The 21,763-nt window shown below is 70.5% G+C and carries 26 protein-coding genes; 8 read left to right on the top strand and 18 right to left on the bottom strand.

Annotation, left to right across the window (positions count from 1 at the left end; translation table 11 throughout):
- Window positions 1-78 precede the first annotated feature (78 nt).
- Complete coding sequence (locus OG562_RS34815) at window positions 79-1,392, top strand: hypothetical protein (protein ID WP_266405240.1); 1,314 nt, start codon at window positions 79-81, stop codon at window positions 1,390-1,392.
- Between the two features lie 151 nt (window positions 1,393-1,543).
- Window positions 1,544-3,067 carry a gamma-glutamyltransferase gene (locus tag OG562_RS34810; protein WP_266405238.1) on the top strand — a complete coding sequence of 508 codons (1,524 nt, stop codon included), beginning with the start codon at window positions 1,544-1,546 and terminating at the stop codon, window positions 3,065-3,067.
- Here the strand turns inward: OG562_RS34810 and OG562_RS34805 are convergent.
- The 18 genes from OG562_RS34805 to OG562_RS34720 all read right to left on the bottom strand — a co-directional run bounded on the left by OG562_RS34805 (window position 3,033) and on the right by OG562_RS34720 (window position 15,442).
- The gene (locus tag OG562_RS34805) at window positions 3,033-3,842 is read right to left on the bottom strand and encodes a hypothetical protein (protein WP_266405236.1); all 810 of its coding nucleotides are present in this window, start codon (window positions 3,840-3,842) and stop codon (window positions 3,033-3,035) included. The two genes, OG562_RS34810 and OG562_RS34805, sit on opposite strands and share 35 nt — an antisense overlap.
- Window positions 3,839-4,357: a hypothetical protein gene (locus OG562_RS34800; RefSeq protein ID WP_266405234.1), complete on the bottom strand. Its 519-nt coding sequence runs from the start codon at window positions 4,355-4,357 to the stop codon at window positions 3,839-3,841. Before OG562_RS34800 ends, OG562_RS34805 begins: the two co-directional genes overlap by 4 nt.
- A gap of 47 nt (window positions 4,358-4,404) precedes the next feature.
- Window positions 4,405-4,893, bottom strand: a complete 489-nt coding sequence (locus OG562_RS34795) for a hypothetical protein (RefSeq protein WP_266405231.1) — start codon at window positions 4,891-4,893, stop codon at window positions 4,405-4,407.
- Between the two features lie 29 nt (window positions 4,894-4,922).
- On the bottom strand, window positions 4,923-5,795 hold the full coding sequence (locus OG562_RS34790) for a DUF317 domain-containing protein (protein WP_266405229.1): 873 nt from the start codon (window positions 5,793-5,795) through the stop codon (window positions 4,923-4,925).
- Window positions 5,792-7,021 (bottom strand): ATP-grasp domain-containing protein, encoded by a 1,230-nt coding sequence (locus OG562_RS34785; protein WP_266405227.1) that lies wholly within the window; start codon window positions 7,019-7,021, stop codon window positions 5,792-5,794. Before OG562_RS34785 ends, OG562_RS34790 begins: the two co-directional genes overlap by 4 nt.
- A gap of 52 nt (window positions 7,022-7,073) precedes the next feature.
- Window positions 7,074-7,376 carry a hypothetical protein gene (locus OG562_RS34780; protein WP_266405225.1) on the bottom strand — a complete coding sequence of 101 codons (303 nt, stop codon included), beginning with the start codon at window positions 7,374-7,376 and terminating at the stop codon, window positions 7,074-7,076.
- A gap of 32 nt (window positions 7,377-7,408) precedes the next feature.
- Complete coding sequence (locus OG562_RS34775; protein ID WP_266405223.1) at window positions 7,409-8,644, bottom strand: MFS transporter; 1,236 nt, start codon at window positions 8,642-8,644, stop codon at window positions 7,409-7,411.
- On the bottom strand, window positions 8,641-9,120 hold the full coding sequence (locus tag OG562_RS34770; protein WP_266405221.1) for a regulator: 480 nt from the start codon (window positions 9,118-9,120) through the stop codon (window positions 8,641-8,643). Before OG562_RS34770 ends, OG562_RS34775 begins: the two co-directional genes overlap by 4 nt.
- Window positions 9,117-9,959: a winged helix-turn-helix transcriptional regulator gene (locus OG562_RS34765; RefSeq protein ID WP_266405219.1), complete on the bottom strand. Its 843-nt coding sequence runs from the start codon at window positions 9,957-9,959 to the stop codon at window positions 9,117-9,119. Before OG562_RS34765 ends, OG562_RS34770 begins: the two co-directional genes overlap by 4 nt.
- Before the next feature lie 43 nt (window positions 9,960-10,002).
- Window positions 10,003-10,416, bottom strand: a complete 414-nt coding sequence (locus OG562_RS34760) for a hypothetical protein (protein ID WP_266405217.1) — start codon at window positions 10,414-10,416, stop codon at window positions 10,003-10,005.
- Between the two features lie 10 nt (window positions 10,417-10,426).
- On the bottom strand, window positions 10,427-10,870 hold the full coding sequence (locus OG562_RS34755) for a hypothetical protein (protein ID WP_266405215.1): 444 nt from the start codon (window positions 10,868-10,870) through the stop codon (window positions 10,427-10,429).
- Window positions 10,867-11,349 (bottom strand): hypothetical protein, encoded by a 483-nt coding sequence (locus OG562_RS34750; RefSeq protein ID WP_266405213.1) that lies wholly within the window; start codon window positions 11,347-11,349, stop codon window positions 10,867-10,869. The genes OG562_RS34755 and OG562_RS34750 overlap by 4 nt, the downstream gene beginning before the upstream one ends.
- Window positions 11,350-11,447: 98 nt before the next feature.
- Window positions 11,448-11,762: an SH3 domain-containing protein gene (locus tag OG562_RS34745; RefSeq protein ID WP_266409677.1), complete on the bottom strand. Its 315-nt coding sequence runs from the start codon at window positions 11,760-11,762 to the stop codon at window positions 11,448-11,450.
- Between the two features lie 181 nt (window positions 11,763-11,943).
- A complete protein-coding gene (locus OG562_RS34740) occupies window positions 11,944-12,687 on the bottom strand; it encodes a hypothetical protein (protein ID WP_266405211.1) in 744 nt (247 codons plus the stop codon).
- A gap of 18 nt (window positions 12,688-12,705) precedes the next feature.
- Window positions 12,706-13,074 carry a hypothetical protein gene (locus OG562_RS46075; RefSeq protein WP_323187586.1) on the bottom strand — a complete coding sequence of 123 codons (369 nt, stop codon included), beginning with the start codon at window positions 13,072-13,074 and terminating at the stop codon, window positions 12,706-12,708.
- A gap of 338 nt (window positions 13,075-13,412) precedes the next feature.
- Window positions 13,413-13,898 carry a hypothetical protein gene (locus tag OG562_RS34730; protein ID WP_266405210.1) on the bottom strand — a complete coding sequence of 162 codons (486 nt, stop codon included), beginning with the start codon at window positions 13,896-13,898 and terminating at the stop codon, window positions 13,413-13,415.
- Entirely contained in the window at window positions 13,895-14,437 is a 543-nt protein-coding gene (locus OG562_RS34725; RefSeq protein ID WP_266409676.1) for a DUF4913 domain-containing protein, read from the bottom strand. The genes OG562_RS34730 and OG562_RS34725 overlap by 4 nt, the downstream gene beginning before the upstream one ends.
- Window positions 14,438-14,686: 249 nt before the next feature.
- A complete protein-coding gene (locus OG562_RS34720; protein WP_112438327.1) occupies window positions 14,687-15,442 on the bottom strand; it encodes a site-specific DNA-methyltransferase in 756 nt (251 codons plus the stop codon).
- Between the two features lie 515 nt (window positions 15,443-15,957).
- Between OG562_RS34720 and OG562_RS34715 the strand changes: the two genes are divergently transcribed.
- The 6 genes from OG562_RS34715 to OG562_RS34690 all read left to right on the top strand — a co-directional run bounded on the left by OG562_RS34715 (window position 15,958) and on the right by OG562_RS34690 (window position 21,745).
- The gene (locus OG562_RS34715; protein ID WP_266405201.1) at window positions 15,958-17,082 is read left to right on the top strand and encodes a C40 family peptidase; all 1,125 of its coding nucleotides are present in this window, start codon (window positions 15,958-15,960) and stop codon (window positions 17,080-17,082) included.
- Window positions 17,083-17,218: 136 nt separating this feature from the next.
- Complete coding sequence (locus OG562_RS34710; protein ID WP_011031268.1) at window positions 17,219-17,533, top strand: DUF6112 family protein; 315 nt, start codon at window positions 17,219-17,221, stop codon at window positions 17,531-17,533.
- Window positions 17,533-18,222: a hypothetical protein gene (locus OG562_RS34705; RefSeq protein WP_266405199.1), complete on the top strand. Its 690-nt coding sequence runs from the start codon at window positions 17,533-17,535 to the stop codon at window positions 18,220-18,222. Before OG562_RS34710 ends, OG562_RS34705 begins: the two co-directional genes overlap by 1 nt.
- Window positions 18,223-18,258: 36 nt before the next feature.
- Window positions 18,259-19,629, top strand: coding sequence for an ATP-binding protein (locus OG562_RS34700; RefSeq protein ID WP_266405196.1), 1,371 nt, complete (start codon window positions 18,259-18,261; stop codon window positions 19,627-19,629).
- An 81-nt stretch (window positions 19,630-19,710) separates the two neighbouring features.
- On the top strand, window positions 19,711-21,183 hold the full coding sequence (locus OG562_RS34695; RefSeq protein ID WP_266405193.1) for an SCO6880 family protein: 1,473 nt from the start codon (window positions 19,711-19,713) through the stop codon (window positions 21,181-21,183).
- A 100-nt stretch (window positions 21,184-21,283) separates the two neighbouring features.
- Window positions 21,284-21,745 (top strand): DUF6238 family protein, encoded by a 462-nt coding sequence (locus OG562_RS34690; RefSeq protein WP_266405190.1) that lies wholly within the window; start codon window positions 21,284-21,286, stop codon window positions 21,743-21,745.
- Window positions 21,746-21,763: the final 18 nt, after the last annotated feature.

Raw genomic sequence — 21,763 nt, 5'->3', positions numbered from 1 at the left:
GTCACACCAAGGAAAGGGGTGGCCGACCGGGGGCCTGTAGGTGCATGCTGGCCCGTTTCCCATCGTGAGGAGAAGTACATGGAGATCCGGTCGCTTGAGGAGTTGCGCGCCGCGGATGATCTGTCGCTGGCGTTCAATCCCTACGGGCTCGGCGGCCGTATGAAGCCCGAGGACGCTGCGGAGTTCCAGCAGCGTCAGATCGCCGACTGCGACCTGACGGCGGGTGTCGCGGCCGGAACACGCGACTCCTTCGAGCGGCTGCGCACCGTCTTCGCCTACGGCGTGCTGTGCTACGACGTGTACACCATCGTCGGCGACCAGGCGCTCCTCATCTACGAGCAGGCGTTGCGAGACCGCTTCTTGGAATGGTGCGCCGGCACCATCACCTTCCGCGTCCCCCAGGCCCCGGACGTCTCCTACACCGTCTCGTCGTACGACGACGTCAAGAAGCGTGCAGACAGGATGACGCGACAACGTGCGAAGCTGGTCGTCGACACCCAGGCCATCGAGTTCAACGGGATGCTGCACGGGCTCCGCCTGTGGGCGCGTACGGCAGGTCTGCTCCGCGGGCGGCGCAGCCGCGCGGTCGAGGAGGCGCTGGCCAGGCTGCGTAACTACGTTGCCCATCCCTCGGGCCACCATGTCGACACCCCCGTCGAGGCGGCCCGAACGGTGCGGGATCTGGCGGAACTGATCAACCAGCTGTGGGGGCAAGCCACTCCGGGTGGGCGCCTGTACCCGGCACCTCTGCGCCGGGAGGTCGCCGTGCTGAGCTGGAACGGTTCCGGGCGGGCTCGGATGGAGCCCGCCCACGCTCTCGCCGCCCCCGGTCCCATGGAAGATCAGGAGGACGACGAGTACCAGCACGTCGTGGTGCGCGCCATCCCCTTCGTACCGGGCAGTCGCTGGGACGATGCTCACTGGGCGGAGTTCGACACCCGCTACGAGACCACGCGGTTCCCGACGGATTATCTGTGGGGGCCGGGCACCCGCGAGGAGGCGCACGCGTGGCTGGAGCAGGAGCGTCCTGAGGGGGACAGCGTCGACTTCACCGACCGGGTGTTTCTTGTCCAGGACCACGGTCGCCTGCTGCCTCCAATGCGCCCTGCCGTAGCGGCCGGGCTACCCGACGACGAGCGCCTCGGAGTCTGGCATGCCGTGCGAGCCGACTTTCCCGACGACGCCTTCGCGCACGTCCGAGGCTCCGGAGATCGCAGCGCCGGTCATGCCCGCCGCCCCGGTAACTGTCCTGCCTGTTCTGCTGAAGTCCTTGGCTCCGGCTCCTACGACCAAGCTCTTCGCGCTGCTGCAGCCGCTCTCGGACCAATCCAGGCGGTTCAGCTGCCCTCCGTCCGGCTCCCCTTGTCGACCTTCTGGCCCGACCGACCGTGAGCAGTGCAACGCGGGCAGGCGTGTGGACAGGCCAACAACGCCGGTCGCCTTCGGCATGGCCGTGAATGCGCCATGCCGACGGGAGTCAAGCCGATCGGCGGCCCGCCGCCCGGCGGCAGGAAGGATCCTGAGCCGTGCCAGAGTGATCCGCATGATCCCCGCACACGTCCCCGACGAGCCGCCGCTGACCTACGCCGACAGCTTCGACATACCGGTCCTGTTTCGCAACGGACCTGCAGACAAGCCCCGGAGGCAGTGGCGGACGGCCAAGCACAAGGCGTGGACCGGATCGGACGGATTCCCGGCGGCCGACGGCTGGTACGCGCCGACCACCACATGGCGGGAAATCATCAAGGCCGCCACCGAAGTCGGCCGCGACGTCACACCGCACCTGCAGAACCAGCCGCGCTACGCACACGGGGAACTCCTCGCCCGGATCTCCCCGCTGTACGCCTACCTCGGCGCGCATCCCGTGAAGCCCCGACATCCCGTGCCAGGCGCTAAGGGCAGGCGCCTCACCTGGAACCCGGTCTACGCCCACGGTACCGAGCGCAGCGCGAAGAATGCCGCCGGCTACCGGCTGGGCATGACGATGACGGAGTGGGCCTGCCGCTCGCTGCTCGGCCTCGGCCAGACCGAACACCTCGAACTCGGCGGCCCCGTCCCGGCTCTGCACAAGACGTTCAAAGATCCGAAGAAGAAGCTGCCCGACCTGTGGGGGCACCACGAGGCAGAGGAGCTGTACTGGCTAATCGAGGCCAAGGGCGGCGATGTCGGTGTCGGCACACTTCGCCAGGGGTGGGCGCAGCTGACGGCCGGCAGCAACGTCCTCGGCGCGTACGCGCACCGCACCGTCCTGGTCGGGGCGTCCGTACGACCCGGTGACGACCTCTTCCTGACCATCGACCACGACCTGCACCCCGGCCAGCCGCCGCTCGCCCCCGACGGGTCCGATACCGCCGACGACGCGGCGGGCCCCGGCAACCTGGAAGACCACCTCGGCGACAGCGACGACGCGCTCATCGGCGCGGCCCGCGCCCAGATGCTCGCCTACCTGGCGCTACGCTCGGCTCCCGCCTCACAGTTGCGTACCGTGCCCGTTCCCGCCGACCGCGCTTCCCGTCACCGGCGCTCCGGGCTGACCACGCCCCTGGAAAGCGATGGCCTCACTTTCGCCATGCGGGCCGACGCCCGCCGAGCAGTGACCGGTGCGGAGGAGCACACCCTGCGCGCCGGTATCCGCTCAATGGGCCTCGACGACTTCCTGAGCTGCCGCATCCCCGGAACTGAGGTCCACCTCGGCATGTCTCGGAAGTTGTTCGCCGCCTGCGAGCGCCTCCACGAGGAGGACCTCGCCATCGCCCGGCGCACCCCAGGACTGCGCGCCGAGGACCAGCCGGCCGCCCACCTGGAACTCAGCGACGAGGCCCAGGAAGAACAGGGGCTCACCCAGCGGCGCATCTTCCGCGAACAGCAGGAGGAAGCCCGCCCACGGCTGCGTTATCTACTCCGCGACGCCTATGAGCAGGGTGCGGCAAGCAACTGGAGTGACCTTCTACGCCGTCCCCGGGAGCCAGAACTCGACCTGGAGGGAAACGTGGGTCTCCTCGAATCGGCGACACCGGAGACATACCTGGCCGTCAGCCGCTACGAACTGCCCCCCGCCCGCGCCTAGCCCGACCCCTGGCGTGCCCGCCTCCCGTGGCGGCGAGGCCAGTCATGATGTGCCCCTTCCGCCAGGAGGCACCGAGTTCTGCGAGCCGCCCTCGAAGGGCGCCGCGCTGTTCCTCCAGGTCCTGCGAGGCGGGCGAGAGGAGATAGACGTTGTCGCGGTAGAGGCGGAATCCGAGGCTCTGCCATCCCTGGGCGATCTTGGTGTTCACGCGGTCCCACTCGGCCTGGTCTGTCAGACGCTGGCTGCTGAGGTCGGTGATGCCAGGTGAGCAGGCGATGGCCCGGCAGCCGGCCATGAGCCGGTGGATCACCTCGCAGCCAAGTACGGCCGCCAGTCCATGCCCATGCCACGGGGGATCCAGCGTCACACGGTCCATGACGAGCAGCGCGGAGCCCACGTACTCCACCAGCTCGCTGACCTCGCTGGTGAAGAAGCCCGTCTCGGGTTCGAGGAGCACCTGGGCGGTTTCGTACAGCTCCTCGGATTCCTCTTCCATCACCCGGAACGCATTCCGGCCGCGGTCGAGGTGGACCCGGTAGAACGTCATCGACCCCACGGTGGCGTCCTCGACCGTGCACGCAGGGCACTCCACGGTGACGCAGTTGCCCGTGGCCGTCGGCCCCTGGCTTCCGTCGTGCACACGCCGGCGGTGGAGGACGGACACACTCCACCGCTCCAGCGTGTCGGCCTGCGGGGTGTCCCAGAGCTCGTCGTCGTAGGAGATGCGCAGGTACAGGTCGGAGGGATCCCCTGGAAGCTGAGGCCGCTTGCTCACCCGGCAATGTCCTGCACGATGGCTTCAAGGACAGCACCCGAACCCTCGATGGGCGTGGGCATCACGACACCGATCACCGTTCGGTGCGCGGCACCGCCCGACAGCAGCGACGGCTCGGGGTTCTTGGTCACGATCCGCAGGAGCCCGTGTCCGGGAGCCTCCTCGATCCGGTAGCCGGGTTGGAGGCGAGAGAGCCATCCGTGGTCCACTGCCACCGCGGCGCCCTGTAGCGCGCCGATACGCAGGCCGCTGGTCACCCAGGCCGACCAGGCGACCTCGCTCCAGTCCGCGCCGTCGGCCTGGTCAGGAATGACGTCTGAGAGGTCGGGGTGCTGCTCAGCCACCCAGCGTGAGGGCTGCGCTTTGCGGAGGACCCACTGCCCGTCCCGGCCGACCTCGCCAGGGTCGAGCCCTGGGGTGAGGCGCATGTCGAGAGCGACGTGGCCGTCGGTGATCCGGTCGCCGTGCACCCAGACCTTGTCCTTATTGACGACCCAGTCGCAGAGCCGCTCCATTGACGCTGTCACTCGTTGTGCTCCCAGGAGAGATCCGTCGGGGGAGGTCAGCGGGTGCGGCCGACGACTGGGGTAGCCGGCTGGGTGGGAGTGCTGCGCGGGGTACGGCCAGCCGAGCGCCTGGGCCTGGACGCGGCCCAGGAGCCGGGGAACCAGACGGCGGTGTACTGCTCGATGGCGTCGCGCAGCCCGGTGGTGACGGCCCCGTCCCACGGCGGGCGGCCGGGGCGGTGATAGGTGTCGAATGTGCCGTACTGCTTGGTGTTCGGCCGGGTAGTGGTGGCTTCATCGCGGCGGTGGAAGGTCCCGTGGTCCACGAAGCTGAGCGCCACCGCGTCGATCTCGCCGCGTTCCGGGTGAACGACGGCGACACGCAGCCCTCCGTAGGTGTCTGCGTGGATGGTGCGGGTGAAGTCGATCCGCATCCGCAGCGGTGCATCGGGGATCGGGACAGCGAAGTAGGTGTTGCCAACAACGGTGTGGTCGTGGAAGGGAAGGCACAGCTCGGCGAAGAACTCGGCGGCTTGCAGGGACAAGAGAGGCTCCGGTCGAGATCTGGCTGGTCCTACAGGCGCGGGCCGGGCAGGGCCGGTCGGCTGGTGGTGCTCCAGCGCGGGACGCTGGCCGCGGGCAGCGCAGCCGGACGGCGGGAGGAGACGGCCCGCTGCACGTCGAGCGGAGTGGGAGCCGGCGGGCCCGGCGGGAGGATCGGGGTGAGCTGGGCCATCCCCTTGATGTAGCTGGAGGTCACCTCGCGCCACCGGGGCAGGGGAGCCGGATCGGCGACGCACTCGGTGACGGCGGTGAGCAGGGCGACCGGGGTGTCGGTGCTGGCCGTGGCGTACCAGACGGGCCGGTCGATGGACTTGCCCGCCCACAGCTGCCAGCGCGCGTCGCGCGTGGTCAGTTCGGTTTCCGGATCGAGGTCGCCGGTGGTGAACTCCATGCCGGCGAGCCCGTCCGGAGCCTGGACCGCGAAGACGCCCCAGCGCGGACGGTCGATCTCCCAGCCCTGCTTCAGAAGCGGCACGACCGCGAAGAAGGGATCGTGCTCGTCGATGCCGGAGATCGGCCGGGCAAGGTAAGCATCCGGCCCCTGCTCGTATGCCGTGGCCAGGATGGTGGTGAACGCCTGGACAAACTCGGTGGGAACGCGGTCGTTAAAGCAGACGCCCCACGCCGGCGGCCCGAAGGAATCCTCGTAGGCGTTGATGCGCCAGAGCCCGTCGTCCTCGCCTTCGGGCAGGTAGCCCAGGCGCACGCGCCGGTCGGGAGCGCTCACGTACACGTTGGAGTCCTCGTCGTACCGCAGGTCCCAGCCGAGGTCGAGCAACGGGGCGAGGGCGGGGTCGCCGGTTCCGGTGGTGGAGGCGAGGTGGCGCGGGGAGACGTAGACGTCGCCGTCGATCTCGTGGTGCGAATCGGGCTGTGGGTTCATCGGTCTGCCCTCGTGGTGACGGTGATCTCGTCGGCGGCGGTGTCGAGGCGTTCGGTGACCTCGGCGGTGGTGCGGCCGGTGACGATGTAGAACCCGGCCCGGGCGGTGAACAGGTCGCCGTCGGGCGACAGGACGAGCTCCTCGCCGATCTCGTGGATCCACTGCACTTGGCGCAGCCAGGGAGTGTGGGCGGCGAAGGGCTGGTTGATGTGCCGGGCGGTCAGGGTGCCGGAGGTATCCGGGTAGAGCATGCGGATGCCCGCGGCCCCGCTGCGGGTCGGGGTGAGGTCCGGCGCTCGGCCGCAGGCGAGATCGGCGGCGGCCCGGGGCAGGTCTATGCCGGTGGCCAGACGGACAAGGTGGCCGATCATGTCGCCGCCGATCCTGGCATTGACCTCGATCAACCGCGGCCGACCGTCCACCAGGCGCATCTCGACGTGCTGCACGCCGTCGGTGATCCCCAGGGCCTTGACCGCAGCAGCGGCGGCCGGGGCGACCTGGGCCAGGAGCGGGTCGGAGGCATCGACGGTGTGGCCGGTTTCGTCGAAGTACGGGGTGGGGCCCAGGTGCTTGCGGGTCACGGCGACCGCCGTGGTCGCGCCGCGGTGGGTGACGCATTCGACGGAGACTTCCGGTCCGTCGAGGTACTCCTCGACCAGGACGCCGGTGTCCTCGCGACTGCGGCTCGCTCCGGCCGAGGCGAACGCGAACGCGGCGGGCAGTTCTTCGGGCCGGTCGACGCGGATCACGCCGATGCTGCCCGCGAAGGCCGCGGGCTTGATGACCGCCGGCAGGCCGAGGGTCATCGTCGCCAGGCCAGCCTCCAGTAGAGTCCGCGCCCCTATCGAGGCGGCCGAGGGCACGCCGTGGCGGGCGAACAGAGCCCGGGCGGTGGCCTTGTTGCGACAGGCCCGCATCACCTCGACGGACGTCGAGGACAGACCGAGCGCGCGGGCGAGACGGGCGGTTGGGACGAGGTGCCACTCGTCCCAGGTGACCACGCCGGCAAGGTCATGGTGCTCGGCCAGCGCCCGGCCGCCGGCGAGCAGCGCTGCAGGGTCGCTCAGATCGACCACGGTGTGGTCGACGATGAACGGCTTCTCCCACGACGGCTCGGTGCCGGTGAGCAGGACGACGTCGTACGCGGCGGCCACCTGCTCCAGGCAGTAGCCGCGGTAGGTCTCGTCGCCAGGAGAAACGACGAGCACGAGAGGACGAGCGGACAAGAAGGGGTTCTCCGTATCGGTGGACGGCGGGACGAGGGAAGAGAGGGGTGTCTCAGGCGGCACGGCGGCGGCGCAGTTCGAACGCCGCAGCCCAGTGAGGGTGTTCGCTGATCAGGCGGCGGGCGTAGAGGGCGGTGTAGTTGTTGTTCAGCCCGGCAACCCCATGAGGGAGCTGGCAGCGCAGGTCCTCGAACAGGTCCTTCAAGCTGACTCGGGTTGCGCCGGCGGCCAGGCGGCGAGCGGCCATGCGTTCCAGGGCCCGGTAGACGTGCGGGTTATGGGCGTCGAAGGCGTGGAACTGCTCGGTGATGGTTCGACCAGTCCTGCGGTGCGATCCAAGGGCGGCAATGGACATGAAGTTCTCCACAGGCTGGGGACGCAGCAAGGTCAGGTGCGCAGGGCGGGATCGGTTCGCAGGCGGGCGAAGGCGCAGAACAGACCGAGGGCCTGCAGCGCGGCACAGACGGTGATGACGTGGCCCAGCGCGTCGGGCGGAGTGAGCGCGGTGAGCACGCCGGCGACGGGGAAGGGCAGCAGGAGGATGAGGATGGTCGCCGACAGGGTGCTGCCGAACTTCTCCGGAGGGATCACGCGGGAGCGCAGGGTGCGCAGGACGACCGTCATGCCGCCTTCGCCCGCCATGAGGACCGCGACCAGGACCAGGTAGGACCGGTAGTCGGGAGCCTGAGCAGCGGCGAGACAGCCGAGCGAGGCGAGGGCGGCGCAGGCGGCGCCGACCGGCCACAGGCCGAGGCGGTCGAGCGCGAACCGGCAGAGCGTGACGCTGAGGAGCGTCGCTGCGGCAGCGGCGGACCAGACGAGGCCGACTGCGGTGGTGGACTGCCCGAAGTGCTTGACGACGATTACGGGACCGGCCGCTTGAAGAAGGCCGGTGGCCAGGTTGGACAGGGTCAGCCCGGTCACGAGCCAGCCGAGCGCGGGAAGCGAGCGAATGGTGCGCCACCCGGTGAGCAGTCCGGCCCTGGACCTCCCCTTCGGCGCACGGGCCGGTGCCACGGGCGAGTGCGGAGTGCGCAGGGCAAACAGCGCGGCAAGCAACGAGAGCACGGTGATCACCGCGAGCATCAACGGCGGACCGGCAAGCAAGAGCACCCCGGCGAGCGCCGGACCGGCCAGGGTCGCCGTCTGGTCGATGCCGAGCAGGACGGCCTGGACACGGTGGGCCCGCCGTCCTGCTCGGCGGCCGACGGCAGCGCCCGCGGTCTCGGCCGCGATATAGCTGAACTCGGTGAGCACGCCGGTCGTCGCCGCCAGCACCATCACGGTCGCGCTCGCCACGGTGCCGGATGGGTGGAGGTGGAGCAGGACCGCGCCGACGGCGAGGGCCAGCGCCCGGCCCAGGGAGGCCAGGTGGAAGACCACCGCAGCACCGCGCCGGTCGACAACCGATCCGGCCCACCCGAACGCAGCCAGCCGCGGGATCCACTCTAGGGCGAAGGCTGCGCCCGTCAGCGCGGCGGAACGCGTCGTGGCCAGGACGAGCAGCGGGATGCCGTAGGTGGACATCGCAAACGCCAACGCATCCGTCGTGCGCGGTAGGTAGATGCTGCGCATCAGCCCGTCGGTGTGGCGTGCGGGCCGGGGTATGACCGCTTCGCTCACGCGACCGGCTCAGGTTCGGACACCCTGGCCACCTGGAGGTTGTCGGCCAGCCACTGGATCAGGAGCGTGCGGAGACGGGCCAGGCCCACCTCCGCTCCGTCAGCGCGCTCGGTGATGAGCGATGGTGCCAACAGGGCAAGGACGTGCCGAATGCGGCTGCTGAACTCGCAGACGGGGGCCGGGACGGCGTGACGCCGGGCCCAGCGGGCCATCGCGTCGTACAGGCCGGCCAACTCCATCCCAGCCTCGGTCAGTTCCAGACCGGTGCCGGGCGCGATCCGGATGAGACCGTGGGCGCGGGCCGTGTCGGATGCGCTGCGCAGTTGGTGCGTGGAGAGGTCGGGCAGGGTACCGGCCAGCCGTCGCGGCGGTATGGCGCCGTTGTCATCGATCTCGGTGACCAGGCGGACCAAGGGCCGCGAGGCAAGCAGTTCGACAGCGCGCTGCGCTTCGGCAGAGGTAAGGGGGGTGCTCATCGGCGCGGGCCTCCCGCCGGGACGGCTGCCTTCGGGCGGGCGGTCGCAGCGTGCGAGAAGAGATCCCCGTTGTGCCAGGCCGGAGGGGTATGGGGTGTCCGAGCGGGTGGGAGCGCCGTGGGGGCCGGCCGTGACTGGCTGCTGATCCACGGCCTCGTCGCGGGTTTCGCCTGCGGGTGCCCCCAGACCGGGTGCCGGGCCGCCTGGTCGAGGGGCTGCCCGGCGGCCCACGCGGACAGGGTGCCGAGAACGGGGCTCAGGCCGTCGCCTGCTGCGGAGAGCCGGTAGGGCCGGCCGGTGCCCTTGGTGTCGACGAGGCCGTCGGCGACCAGCTGCCGCAGCGGCGGGTAGATGTTGGTCCAGTCGCTGCTGGGCATCACGATCCGGGCCAGGGCCCGCCCGCTGACCTCCTGGCGGGACTTGAGCACCCACAGGATGGCGGCGGCATGGCGCCGGGTGAGCAGGGTGAGGCTGTCCTCGATCTGCTCGATCGCGGCCAGCGAGCGGTCCGCCTTCTCCAGGTGTTCCTCGGCCCACGTGACGATCATCGGCAGGACCGGCAGCAGGGCAACACCACGTTCGGTGTGGCCGTAGGTCACGTGCCGTGCGGTGTGTTCGGTGCGTTCGACGAGTCCGGCGTCGCACAGCGCCTTGAGTTTCGGGTGGAGCTGGCCGTTCTGCAGCCAGGACACCTTGGCCGCCAGCTCGCTGTAGCGCAGCGGCGGGCCGGAGAGGGCCAAGAGGATCCTCACGTTCCAGCGCGGGGTGATCATGGCGAGGGCCTCGGTGACCCGGGCGACGTCGGCGTCGGTGTCAGGGGGCAGAGCGGTGATGGCCAAGGGAGGAACTCCTGGGTGAATGAAAGGGGGGATCGCCTGCGGGTCAGCGGCTGTGCACCGGACTCGGCGCCGCAAGAGGCGGAGCCGGAGCAGGCGGCGAGGGAGCTGGCGGGACAGGCGTCGGAGCCGGGACGCGGGCCAGGCTCTGCAGGACGGCGGCGACCGACTTGGCCAGGGCCTCGCGGACGGCGACGGCTTCGGCGAGCCGGCGGGTCCCGTCGAGGAGGTGGGAGACCTCGTGCGGGCCGATCTGCCGTTCAGGGTGGATGAGCCGGGCGAGGTGGTCGCGGTGGAAGTCGATGCTGCGCTCGGCGACGGCAAGGTCGTCGTGCATGCCGAGCAGGGCGCAGAGCATGCCGGGCGGCTGGTCCTGGACGTGGGCTTCGAGGTCGGCGAGCGGTGCACCGTACAGGTCCTCGATCCGTCCAGCTATGTCGGTGGACGTTGGGTGGGGCAATCGGGGGCTTTCACGGTCGGCGGGCCCGGGCCGCCCCGGCACGCTGGGGTGCCGGGGCGGCAGACGGGGGCAGGGTTGCGGTGGCCCCGAGCTGAGCCGTTCGTACGGGCCGGGCCTGCTGGGCGGGCGGAGGCATGGTGCGCAGCAGCTCGCCGAGGGCGGCGCGGTAGGCGCCGCGGGCCTCCAGTGCCGCGTCCAGCCACAGCGCGTCGAAGCGGAGCTTGACCGCCGACAGTTCGTCCGTGTCGCGGTCCGGATCCATGTCGGCGTGGACGCGGTCGCGGACACGGGCGACCTGCTCCTCGGTGAGCGCCAGGAAGGACCGCAGTTCCAGGACCCGGGCGAGCGCGGGCGCGGCATCGTGGTCGGCAGCCGCCTCGTACAGCTCGAGTACCGGCTTCCCGAAGACCTTCTGCAGGTCGCCGTCCATGGTGCTGGCCTTGTCCCGGCTCATCGGGCGGCCCTTGCCGACCGCCACGCCGTCGCCGGTGCGGTTGAACCCGCAGGCCGGTTAGGGGCGCTGGTCTGCACCGCAGGCCCGGTGCGGGGCCGAAGGCGGGCAAGGCGCTCTGCGGCGAGGTCTTTCTTCCCCGGGGCGTTCGGGTCGAGGAGCCATCGCACCACCATGGCCCGGCCGTCGCGGGCAGTGACGGCCGCGTTCACCCGGTGGGCGAGGCCCATCGTCGGGTCGTCGACCTCGCTGGGCTGGGTCTGCAGGGCGGCGAGGAGGTCGTCCTCCGCGCGCTCCAGCACGGACTGAGCCTCGACGAGAAGGTTGTGCCACTTGACGACGTCGGTGGCGTCGGGATTCGCGGTCGGCGCGGCGGCGACCGCGGCCTTCAACTGGTCCATACCCATGCCGAAGCGCGCTTCGATCCGTTCCGTGAGCACGCCCACGACATCCGCAGAATCCTCGGATATGCCGTCGAACAAAAGGGATCTCCTGTTCTGGAAAGGCCGATGCCTGGGGGACTGTGAGAGGCGGCCGTGCTCGGCCGCTCAGCCGCTTACCGGGACGTGCTGAGTTCCGGTCAGTCCAGGCACATACGGACGTCGCGGTACACGTAGGTGCCGGAGACCCAGCCCTTGACGCCGGTCGACTTGTCCGTGAGGTAGAGCCAGTTGCCGCTCTTCTTGGAGACGGTGAACTTGTGGCTCTTGTAGAGCACGCCGAGCGCCGTGGACTTCGAGCTGGCCTTGGACCGGATGGTCACGGCCTTGGCGTGCACTGCGTACGGGAGCGGCGGCAGGTTGTGGCAGCTGACCGCGGGGAGAGCGGAGGCGGCGGTCGGTGCCGCGCTGGCGGTGGTGGCGGACAGCACCGGCAGCGCGAGTGCGCCGAGCATCGCCGCGGATATGGCAATTCGGGTGGAGCGCATGCGGAAGAAGCCTCCGTGAAGGCGTGGGGAATGTGTGGAAGGGCGCCGCGGGGGTTGTCCCGGCGGCTGTATAAGAGTCCGGAGAATCGCCGGTTTGGCTAACCGGCAATCGTCGGCTATGTTGCGCCGCCCGCGTCGGGCTGAGCGCTCAGCGCGAACGGCCGGGCGGGCGCGGGGCAGGGGCCTTCACCACACCGGCCAGGCGGCTGGCGGCGGCTGCCGGGCGGACCGGCGGGAGAGGGCCGGCCTCGCCAGTGAGCCGGTCGTCGCACCACTGAAGGGCCTCGCTCACCGTGTCGAAGCCGCCCTCGCGCAGGGTGTGCGTCCAGGTGTCGGTGTCGACCTCTTCGACCACAACGCGGAACGGCGACGGGGCGCGTTCGTCCAGGGCACGCAGTGCCACGACGACGACCATGTCGTCCGGGTCGTCGCTGGTGTAGGAGTAGCCCATGGCGTAGTGGTCGCCGTCGCCGGCGAGGCGTCGCTCCAGTGCTCGCGTGGCCTCGTCAGCCGGCGGCGGGCCCAGCTCGGGGTCGAGGCCGATGACATCGTGCGGGCAGCCGCGGTGGATGAGCCAGGACTGCGCCATCGCGGGCAGCGGCAGCGGGGCCTTCTCGAAGCTGAACGTCCGCTTCTCGTGGTCCCGTTGCAGATGCACGGCGAGCACCTGGGGCATGCCGGGGTGTCCCCAGGTCGCCGTGCGGTCGAACAGGACGTAGTAGCTGTGCGGACCGTCGTGATGTTCGGCGAGGGGGACGAGCATGTCCTCGTGGACGCCGACCTTGCGGTAGAAGTCGAGGTACCTCTCCTCGTCGGCGTCGAGGTCGTCCAGATCGAAGTCGACTTGGGGGATGGACTTCCGGACCGGCGCCGGTTCGGTGGGAGACAACAAGGGGCCTTTCGGTGGAGTTCAGCGCCGCTGCGCCGGAGTGGACGGCGATGTGCCGGGGCGAGCTGGGACCTTCGGCGTCTGCGTCGTGGGGGCCCGGCGGGCGGCGAACAGCGCGGCTCTTCCGGCGTCGGTGAGCGCGACTGGCTGGCCGGCTTGTACGGGGTGGCCGGTGTCCCGGGCGACCAGGCCGGCGTCCTCCAGCCGCCGCAGCTTGGTGTGGGGGATGCGGGTGCCGGAGGCGGCTGTGACGGACATCCGGCCGGTCAGCAGGTGTTCGTAGAGCTTGGCGCCGCCGGAGATGGCGAGCAGCGCCGCCTGGTCGTCCGTCGAGAGCTGCTGCGCGACGGACGCTGCTGCGGCTTCGATGGGCTCCAGGACGGCGAGCACATCCCGGCAGCGGCGTCCCGCGCGTCGGCAGCCTCTTCCAACTGGTCCACGGTGCGGTCGATACGCGTGAACAGAGCGCCGTCGACGTCGAACTCGCCGCTGGACAGGCGGTTGAGGAGGCGCAGATGGAAGATGACGCCAGTCTGGGTCTTGGCCAGCTTCCGGTGCCGGTCCACCAGTTGGGCGTGCTGCTCGTCGAGGACGCCGCGGTCGCGGTAGGCCCACAGGGTGTCGATGTCGTGCCCGGTGGCGGCTTCGAGGCGATGGTCGAGCGGGGAGACCGCACGCCGGGAGGGTGTCGGCGCGGGTTCAGGGGGCATAGGCGACGCTCCGTGCGTTCAGCGGGTGGGATGGTGCGCGGGGTTCGGTGCGGGACGGGGCAGACCCGGTGGCGCAGTGGGCGGCGGACCGGGCCGGGGCACGGGCGCGCGGGCGGCCAGTTGCGGGGAACGGGAGCGTGCCGCGTGGGTGCGGGCGCTCAGTGGCCGGCGAGTCATGCCCAGACGGCGGCCGACCTCGTCGTAGACGTCGTTGCCCGCGCGCGGCCGGATCGCGACGACGTGAATCTCCTTGTGATGGGCGGACTCCGCGGGCGCCGACCGGACGGCGTAGACGACGCGCCAGTCCTTGCGGGAGTCCACGAACAGCTTTCGACAGCCCTCCAGGTCACCGTCGAGGCGCAGCCCGAAGCGCTGCGCGTTCACGACTTCCTGCAGGTAGGCAAGGGTGAGGTCGCGTATGTCGCTGGGAGCCTGGAGGAGATCGGTCAGCGCGCGCGGATCGAAGCTCAGTCCGAAGGCGGGCTGTCCCTGTCCCGCGGTCATGACGCCGGCTCGTCCTGGTCAGTGGCTTCCGCCGTGGCCGCCGTCTCCGTCCGTACGGACGGCGGCGGGCCGGGCAGGAGACGGTGTGCGGGCCGGTCGGGAGAGGTCATGCAGGCCGACAGCGGGCCGCCCGGTGCGCGGATCGCCGCGACGGCGTGGGTGAGGAAGTCCCGGTGCCACACGAACAGACCGGAGAGCCCGGCTTCGGGGTCCTTGTGCTGCTGGTAGGCGAGCCACAAGGCATGGAGCCAGGCCACGACGTCGTCGTGCTCCTGCCACTGCAGGCACCAGGGCGCCGCGGTGGTGACCTCCGCCCCGTAGACCGGGAGGAAGAAGTCGTCGACCCAGTCGGACAGGGCGTCGAGTTCGTCCTCGCGTTCCTCTCCGTCCAGTTCCAGGATCGGGCGGGGCTCCGGTGGAGCGGCGGCCGGCGGGCCGCCGAGTCCCGGCATGCCGAACGCGGCGAACGGTGATCCACTCGGCGACGGGGCGGACGCTAGGTGGTCGAGCTGCTGAGCCTGTTGCGCCGACTGCTCCATGAGCCGTCGCACGCTCGCCTCGATTCCCTCCAGCTGTGGATCCGGAATACGAATCGGCTCCAACTCTCCATCGTCGGCAGGTTTTGCGGATTCGGGCATTGAGAAGTCGGCCTCCTACGAGACGCGGAATGAGGGAAGTGCGGGGGCGCCCTCGCGCGGCGCCGCCGGCGGATAGCACGTTCCTCCGGCGGTATTTCGCCTACGGCTGCGGTGGGAGCTGGTCGCCTTGGCGACGGGCAAGGACGCGGCTCAGGCGGTGAGAACCACGTCGTCCTGCGTGAGGGTTGCGCGGATCGTCTCGGTGAGCCGGTCGGCCGCAATCGACGCGTAGTGCTCGGTCTTCTCCACGCCGATGAAGTCCCGGCCTTCCAGCAGGGCGGCCACGCCCGTGGAGCCGGAGCCGGCGCAGAAGTCGAGGACCGTGCCGCCCTCGGGGCTGATCTTGACCAGCTCGCGCATCACCTCGACCGGCTTCTGCGTGATGTGCTGGCGCTTCGCGCCAGAGGGCTGCGAAGCCGAGTACATGCCAGGCAGATAGACGGGGTTGCGGGAGCCATCGATCGGCCCCTTGCTGGCCCAGACGATGAACTCGCAGTTCTGGGTGAACCGGCCCTTCTGGGGCCTGGCCTGCGGCTTGTGCCAGGCCAGGACACCGCGCCACAGCCATCCGGCCGCCTGGATCGCGTCCGTCGTCGTCGGGAGCTGGCGCCAGTCGGTGAACAGCAGGGCCGTCCCGCCGGTCTTGGTAAGGCGGTGGGCTTCGGTCATGATCTGCGTCAGCCAGAACGAGTAGGACCTCTGGTCCATGTTCTCGCCAGTGAAGTCGGCGAGGTCGTTCTTGGCGTCGGCGGAGGTGTACTTCTGCTTCGCGGAGCGCGTGGTGCGCTCCTTCGCGGTCCGGCCTCCGCTGTTGTACGGCGGGTCGGTGATGACGGAGTCGACGCAGCCGTCCGGAAGGCCGGAGAGAACGGCCAGAGCGTCGCCCTGGTGAAGGGAAAAAGGCAAAGAGGAACCCCGATTCGGGTTGCGGAAACGCGGAGGGAAATAGCCGCCTCGCGCAGGAGTCCTCGCGGGCCGGAAGTGGGCATGCAGAAGCCCAGGGCCGCAGACCGAGGAGGGCGAGGGGGAGTCCAAAAACTGTAGAGGCGAAACCGCCGACGACCAAGAAGTGCCCTGTCGAGGTATCGGTTTCCGGCACCTCACGCCGACTTTTTGGTCAACCGCCGATCCGCGCCTACTGTTTTTGAACCGCCCGGCGCACACCCCCGCTGGCCACTCCCCTGCCACACCTCACGGAGGTACCCCTTGCCCCGGCACACCTAGCTCACGGCCCGGCCACGCGGAGCGAGCGGCAACTCGCCCCGCACCGGCCCGCCCCGATCGCCTACCCCGGCTGCCGCGCCCTTCCGAGACGCCTCGCGCACGCGGTATGCCGGACACCGCACCCCCAAGGACACGTACATGACGTCTCGCTACCCACCCATGCCCGAAGCCGCTGACCGGCGAGCGGTCCGCTCGGATTGAAGGGGCTCGCCGCCGGCATCGGCGTCGTCTTCCTCTCCCCGATCCTGATCGCCGGCACCGGCATGATGCTGGCCTCCTCGGCCGACGCCGTGCAGAGCAGCGGCTCCTTCAGCAGCTGCCTGAGCGACATCGACAGCGACAAGGTCACCGAACAGGTCACCAAGATCCTCGACGGCGCCTTCGGCAAGGACGTGCACGTCGAGGGCCTGGACCTGCCCGCCGAGCAGGTCCCCAACGCCCAGACGATCGTGGCCGCCGGCCTCTCCCTCGACGTCCCCAAGAAGGGACAGATCATCGCGCTCGCCACGGCGATGCAGGAGAGCCGACTGCGCAACCTCGCCTACGGCGACCGCGACTCCCTCGGCCTCTTCCAGCAGCGCCCTTCCCAGGGCTGGGGCAGCGCCGAGCAGATCCGCGACCCCACCTACGCGAGCGAGCAGTTCTACAAGCACTTGCTCAAAGTGAGCGGGTGGCAGCAGATGACCGTCACCCAGGCCGCCCAAGCCGTGCAGAAGTCCGGCCTGCCAGACGCCTACGCGCAGTGGGAGAAGCTCGCCACCGCGCTGCAGGGCGCCATCGCCAAGAGCTTCCCCGGCGGCGGTGACGCGGACGGCAAGGACACGGACCAGGACAAGCAGTCGACCACGACCGGCTGCGCGCCGGGCCAGGACGGTTCCGGGTTCGGCCGCATCCCCGAGGGGAGCGTCCCGAAGGGTTACTCGATCCCCAAGGACGCCGATCCGAAGGCGCGCAAGGCCATCATCTGGGCGATGCAGCAGCTCGGGACGCTCTACCAGTGGGGCGGCTCCTGCACGAAGTCGCATGGTCCTGACCCCATGGGCCGCTGCGACTGCAGCTCGCTGATGCAGCAGGCGTACGCCCACGCCGGAATCACGCTCACCCGCACGACGTACACGCAGGTCAACGAAGGCAAGGCGATCTCGCCCGCTCATCTCAAGCCCGGTGACCTGGTCTTCAGCCGCGGCACCGCCGCCCGGCCCGAGCACGTCGGCATGTACATGGGCGAGGGCCTCGTGATCGAGGCGCCGCGCACCACCAAGCCGGTCCGGATCACCCCGATCAAGGACTGGACGATTCTCGCCGCCCGCCGCGTCCTCTGACGCCGCCCCCGCCAGGCATCGCCCCGGGCGCCCTGGCCCCACGGCCACTTCCGCGCCCTTCGCGCGCCCCCCTCCGCTTTCGCCTTCCCCGCCGGCCCTCACTGGGCCCGCGTATGCAAGGAGCCCCACCACCCCTATGTCCGTCCCCCTCGCAGACCGCGTCATCCAGCTCGCCTATGACCCAGGAATTTCACCCAAGGGCGGTGGCCTGCCCGGCCTGAGCGTGCTGAAGAACGTCGTCAACTCGATCAACATGTTCGGCATCATCGCCGTCGTTGGCGCCCTCGCCGTCTCGCTCGGCGTCTGGGCCTGGGGCCACCACACCGGTGGCCACCAGGCTGAGGCCAACGGGAAGAAGGGCGCCGTGGTCGCCGCCGGCGCCGCCCTCGGTCTGGGCGCCGCGAACGGCATCGTGGCCTTCTTCTCCGGCCTGGGCTCGCAGGTCCACTAATGCGGAAACGATCCCCGTCCCTCTCACTGTCCTCGTACGGCTCGGGGTGGTCGGCCAACCGGCGCATCGCGATCGTCGCCGCCGCCGCCGTCCTGCTCGCCATCGCCGGGGTCGTCGCCCTGCTGACCGGAGGCGGGAATAGCCACCAGGCTCCGGGCGCCGTGGCTCCTGCCCCAACCGGCAGCCCGTCCTCCTCCGAGGCCGCCCCGAAGCCTTCCTCCGGATCCGGGTCGGTGCCCAAGCCGCCGCAGATCTCCGAGCCGATCGCCTACGCCAAGGCAGCGGCCCAGATGCTGTGGTCCTACGACACCCGTGACACCAGCCGCGACCAGCAGCTCGCCGGCATGCGCGCCTGGATGACCGCCGAGACCAAGTACGCCGACTGGGCCTCGGTCTCCGGCCAGGTTCCTGACCCCGTGCTGTGGTCACGGATGGCCGACCAGGACCAGCACGCCACCGCCCACGTCACCGAGGGCCACTACCCCAGCGCGTTCAAGCAGGCCCTGGCCGAGGACCCGTCCGCGATCACTGAGGCGTACATCTACGTCGTCACCGTCAACGGCAAGCAGACGCTCAGTTGGAAGAAGGGCGGCGGAGGGGCCGAGGAACGGGCCGTGACGCTCGCCGTCCAGTGCCGCCCGAACCACGACTGCACCCTGGCCGCCATCGCTCCGAGCGTCACGCAGTGACCCGCGCCTGAGACACGAAAGGAGGAGTAACTCCCCGTGGGCTTCTGTGATTACCCCCTGGCCGACAAGTTGTGCACGGTCGGCGACGCGGTGGATTTCGCCTCGGACCCCGGCAAGGCCATCGGTGACTGGATGGCGAAGTCCGCCGGTGAACTGGCCGCCGCCGCAGCCGACCTGGCCGCCGAGGCGGTCGACACCACCACGAAGGTGGATCTGAACGCCGGATGGTTCCGTGACAACTACGAGATGCTGCTGCCACTGGGCCTGGTCCTGCTGGTCGCCACGTTCTGCGCACAGCTGGTCCGGGCCGCCATCCGGCGCGACGGGCAAGCGCTGACACAAGCGTTCACCGGCACCATGAGCGGCGTCCTGTTCGCCTTCTGCGCCATCGCCCTGACCACGGTGGCCGTCGAAGTCGTCGACGCCGTCAGCGACGGCCTGTTCAAGACCGCGCACCTGAACATCGAGTCAGCCGTGCGCCGTATCGTGAAGGTCAACCAGATCGGATCGCTGTCCGGACTCGGCTGGCTCGTCCCGGTCGTCGTCGGGCTCGGCGCCGCCATCGGCGCCTTCCTCTACTGGTGCGTGATGATGGTCCGCAAGGTCGGCATCCTCGTCATGGTCACCCTCGCCGTCTTCGCGTCCGCCGGCGGCGGCTGGGAAGTCGCCCGGCGCTGGCGCAAGGGCTGGATCGAAGCCACCGCCACCCTCGTGGTCTCGAAGCTGCTGATGACCGTGATCTTCGTGCTCGGCATCGCTGCCATGGGCAAGACCGAGGCCGAGGACGGCATCGCCGCCCTCGCCGACGTCATGTCCGGCATCGTCATCATGATCCTGGTGCTGCTGTGCCCGTACGCGGTCTTCAAGTTCGTGCACTGGGCGGCCGACGGGACCGACGGGGAGTCCATCCACCGTGCCGGCGGCGCCGGTGCGCAGATCGCGAAGGCTCACGCCGAGAAGGCGGCCCGCAAGGCCGCCGCTGCTGCGGCCACCGCCGGAACCGGTGGCGCTGCCGCCGGCGCGGGTGCCGCACCGCAGGGCCCCGACGGCGGCGGGTTCCCCGGCGACATCGCTGCCAACCCGACCGGCGGAGGCGGCGAGGGCAAGGAGGGATCGCAGAGCGGCGGAACGGGTGCCTCGCCCGGCGGCGACGCGGTCAAGTCCGGCTTGGAGAAGGCCGTCCAGCCCGCGCCGACGAGCGTGTCCGACGACACCAGTGGCCAGGTGGGCGGCAGCCCGGGGCCTGGCGGATCCGGTGCGAGTAGCGCGTCTGGGCAGAGCGGCGGATGGCAGTCCACCCCGCCGACCACAACCCCGCCGCCGCAGGGGGCACCGCCGTCCTCCGGCACGCAGAACGCCCCGTCCAGCGGGGCGAGCGGGCCCCCGCCGCCTCCGACCGGCCTCTGATTCCCTGACCGACTCCCGGGGGCGGGACGTGCACGCGCCCTCCCGCCCCCGGGTTCCACCCGCGCCTCCAGGACCTGCCCCTTGACTGATCTTTCCGTCGCCCCGGTCACGGTGAAGTTCCCGCACCGGAGCCGCCGCGGCATCCTCCTCGGCCTCTCCCTGCCTCAACTCGTCCTCGTCTCCTGCATGCTGGCCCTGCTGCTGATGACGGTGATCTCCACCGGGCTTCTCGGCGCCGTCGCCCTGGCACCGCTGTGGGCGGCATCCGGGGCACTCGTCGCGATCCGCCGGCACGGCCGCTCCCTGATCGACTGGGCGCCGATCGTCATCCGGTATGCGCACCGTCGCCGCACCGGCCAGACCCTCTGGCTTGCTCGGCCCGTCACCCGGCCCCGGCAGGACGGCGTCCTCCATCTGCCCGGCACCGCCGCTTCCCTCAAGGTGGTCACCCCCGGCGACTCCGCCAACGGCGCCGCAGCCGTCCACGACCCGCACCAGCAGACCCTGACCGCCGTCGCCTGCGTCACCAGCCGCGCCTTCGCCCTCCTCGACCCCCTTACCCAGAACCACAACGTGAGCAGCTGGGGACGCGCGCTCGCGGGCATCGCCCGCACCGGGCACATCGCCACCGTGCAGGTGCTGGAACGCACCGTCCCCGACTCGGGCGACACCCTCACCCGCCACTGGACCCACAACGGGCAGCCACAGACCCCCGTCGCCGGACAGATCTACTCCGAGCTGGTCTCCTCTGCCGGCCCTGCCGCCGCCCCGCACGAGACCTACCTCGCCATCTCCCTCGACCTCAAGGCCGCCCGGCGCCTGATCAACCAGGCCGGCGGAGGGCTGCCCGGGGCGTTCACCGTCATGCAGCAGACCACCGCGTCCATCGCGCAGGCCGCCCGCAACGCAGGTCTCCAGGTCACCGGCTGGCTGAGCGCACGGGAAATCGCCGCCGTCATTCGCACCGCCTACGACCCGAAGGCCCTCGCCGCGCTCCAGCAGTGGTCCGAGACCGGCCGCGCCGAAGCCGACCCCGCAGCCGCCGGTCCCGTCGTCCAGTGCGAGGAGTACGACCGCCTCGCCACCGACAGCGCACGGCACGCGACGTACTGGGTGGAGAACTGGCCGAGGACCGAGATGGGGGCCGGGTTCCTGCACGGGCTGATGTTCACGGCCGGCGTGCGCCGCAGCCTCTCCCTCATATACGTGCCGCAGGGGCTCGAGTCCGCACTGCGGGACGTCCAGCGCAAGAAGGCCGCGATCATCGCCGACGCCAACGAGCGCGCACGCCGCGGACAGGTCGATTCCGAAGAGGACTCCATCGAGTACGCCGACGTCAAAACCCGCGAACGCCAGCTCATCGCCGGGCACGCGGACGTCGCACTGACCGGCCTGGTCACCGTCACCGCCGAGACCGACGCCCTCCTGGACGCCGCCTGCGCACAGATCGAGACCCACGCCGTCACCTCCGGCGTCGACCTCCGACGGCTCAACTACCAGCAGCCCGACGCCTTCGCCCTCACCGCGCTCCCGCTGGCCCGCACCGCCCTGTGAACCAGCCGCGCTCGTGCGCGCCCTGACCCACCGCACTCCGGTTCACCCGCGCCGGGTCGCCCCTCACTGCCCTGCCTACCGGCAGGAAGGACCACCACCTTTGACCTCTCCTAAGCGCCCCGACGACGCGCACCCCTACCTCCGCGCCGCGAGCGCCGGCATCCGCCACCACGCACGGGCCTTGGCGCCGTCGGACGCGGATCCGCCCAAGCCCGGAGACCGTCTGCACCTTGACGTGCTGCACGCCCACCTCACCGCTCTGCTCCAGCTTCTGGACCGGCTCGCCGACCACACCCGGCCCCCGCACCCGGTCGCCGGACGTCACCTGGCCACCGCCCACACCAGGCTCTGGCAGGCCACCAGCGAAGTCCACGCCGCCTTCCACCTGCTGCCTGGCACACCCCAGGCCGACGCCGAGACAAGCGCCTGCCATCCAGAGCGGCTCCCCGAGGGCCCGCCCGTGCTGACGATCTGCCAACGCCACCTCGCCGCCGGACACGTAGTCCGCCGCAAAACCACCCCCACCGACCTCCGGCCGCACACCACGGCCTGCGTGCGATGAGCACCACCCGCAGAATCG

The sequence above is a fragment of the Streptomyces sp. NBC_01275 genome (assembly GCF_026340655.1).
GTDB lineage: Bacteria > Actinomycetota > Actinomycetes > Streptomycetales > Streptomycetaceae > Streptomyces.
Note: the sequence above shows the minus strand (reverse complement) of the source record. Positions and strands in the feature narration are given on the sequence as shown.

Bases quoted from the DNA above. Each gene is read 5' to 3' on its own strand.
- OG562_RS34725 (WP_266409676.1), bottom strand. From the start codon at position 14,437: ATGGAGCAGTCGGCGCAACAGGCTCAGCAGCTCGACCACCTAGCGTCC.
- OG562_RS34800 (WP_266405234.1), bottom strand. From the start codon at position 4,357: ATGGAGCGGCTCTGCGACTGGGTCGTCAATAAGGACAAGGTCTGGGTG.
- OG562_RS34730 (WP_266405210.1), bottom strand. From the start codon at position 13,898: ATGACCGCGGGACAGGGACAGCCCGCCTTCGGACTGAGCTTCGATCCG.
- OG562_RS34705 (WP_266405199.1), top strand. From the start codon at position 17,533: ATGCGGAAACGATCCCCGTCCCTCTCACTGTCCTCGTACGGCTCGGGG.
- OG562_RS34770 (WP_266405221.1), bottom strand. From the start codon at position 9,120: ATGAGCACCCCCCTTACCTCTGCCGAAGCGCAGCGCGCTGTCGAACTG.
- OG562_RS34790 (WP_266405229.1), bottom strand. From the start codon at position 5,795: ATGAACCCACAGCCCGATTCGCACCACGAGATCGACGGCGACGTCTAC.
- OG562_RS34815 (WP_266405240.1), top strand. From the start codon at position 79: ATGGAGATCCGGTCGCTTGAGGAGTTGCGCGCCGCGGATGATCTGTCG.
- OG562_RS34710 (WP_011031268.1), top strand. From the start codon at position 17,219: ATGTCCGTCCCCCTCGCAGACCGCGTCATCCAGCTCGCCTATGACCCA.
- OG562_RS34810 (WP_266405238.1), top strand. From the start codon at position 1,544: ATGATCCCCGCACACGTCCCCGACGAGCCGCCGCTGACCTACGCCGAC.
- OG562_RS34745 (WP_266409677.1), bottom strand. From the start codon at position 11,762: ATGCTCGGCGCACTCGCGCTGCCGGTGCTGTCCGCCACCACCGCCAGC.
- OG562_RS34780 (WP_266405225.1), bottom strand. From the start codon at position 7,376: ATGTCCATTGCCGCCCTTGGATCGCACCGCAGGACTGGTCGAACCATC.
- OG562_RS34755 (WP_266405215.1), bottom strand. From the start codon at position 10,870: ATGAGCCGGGACAAGGCCAGCACCATGGACGGCGACCTGCAGAAGGTC.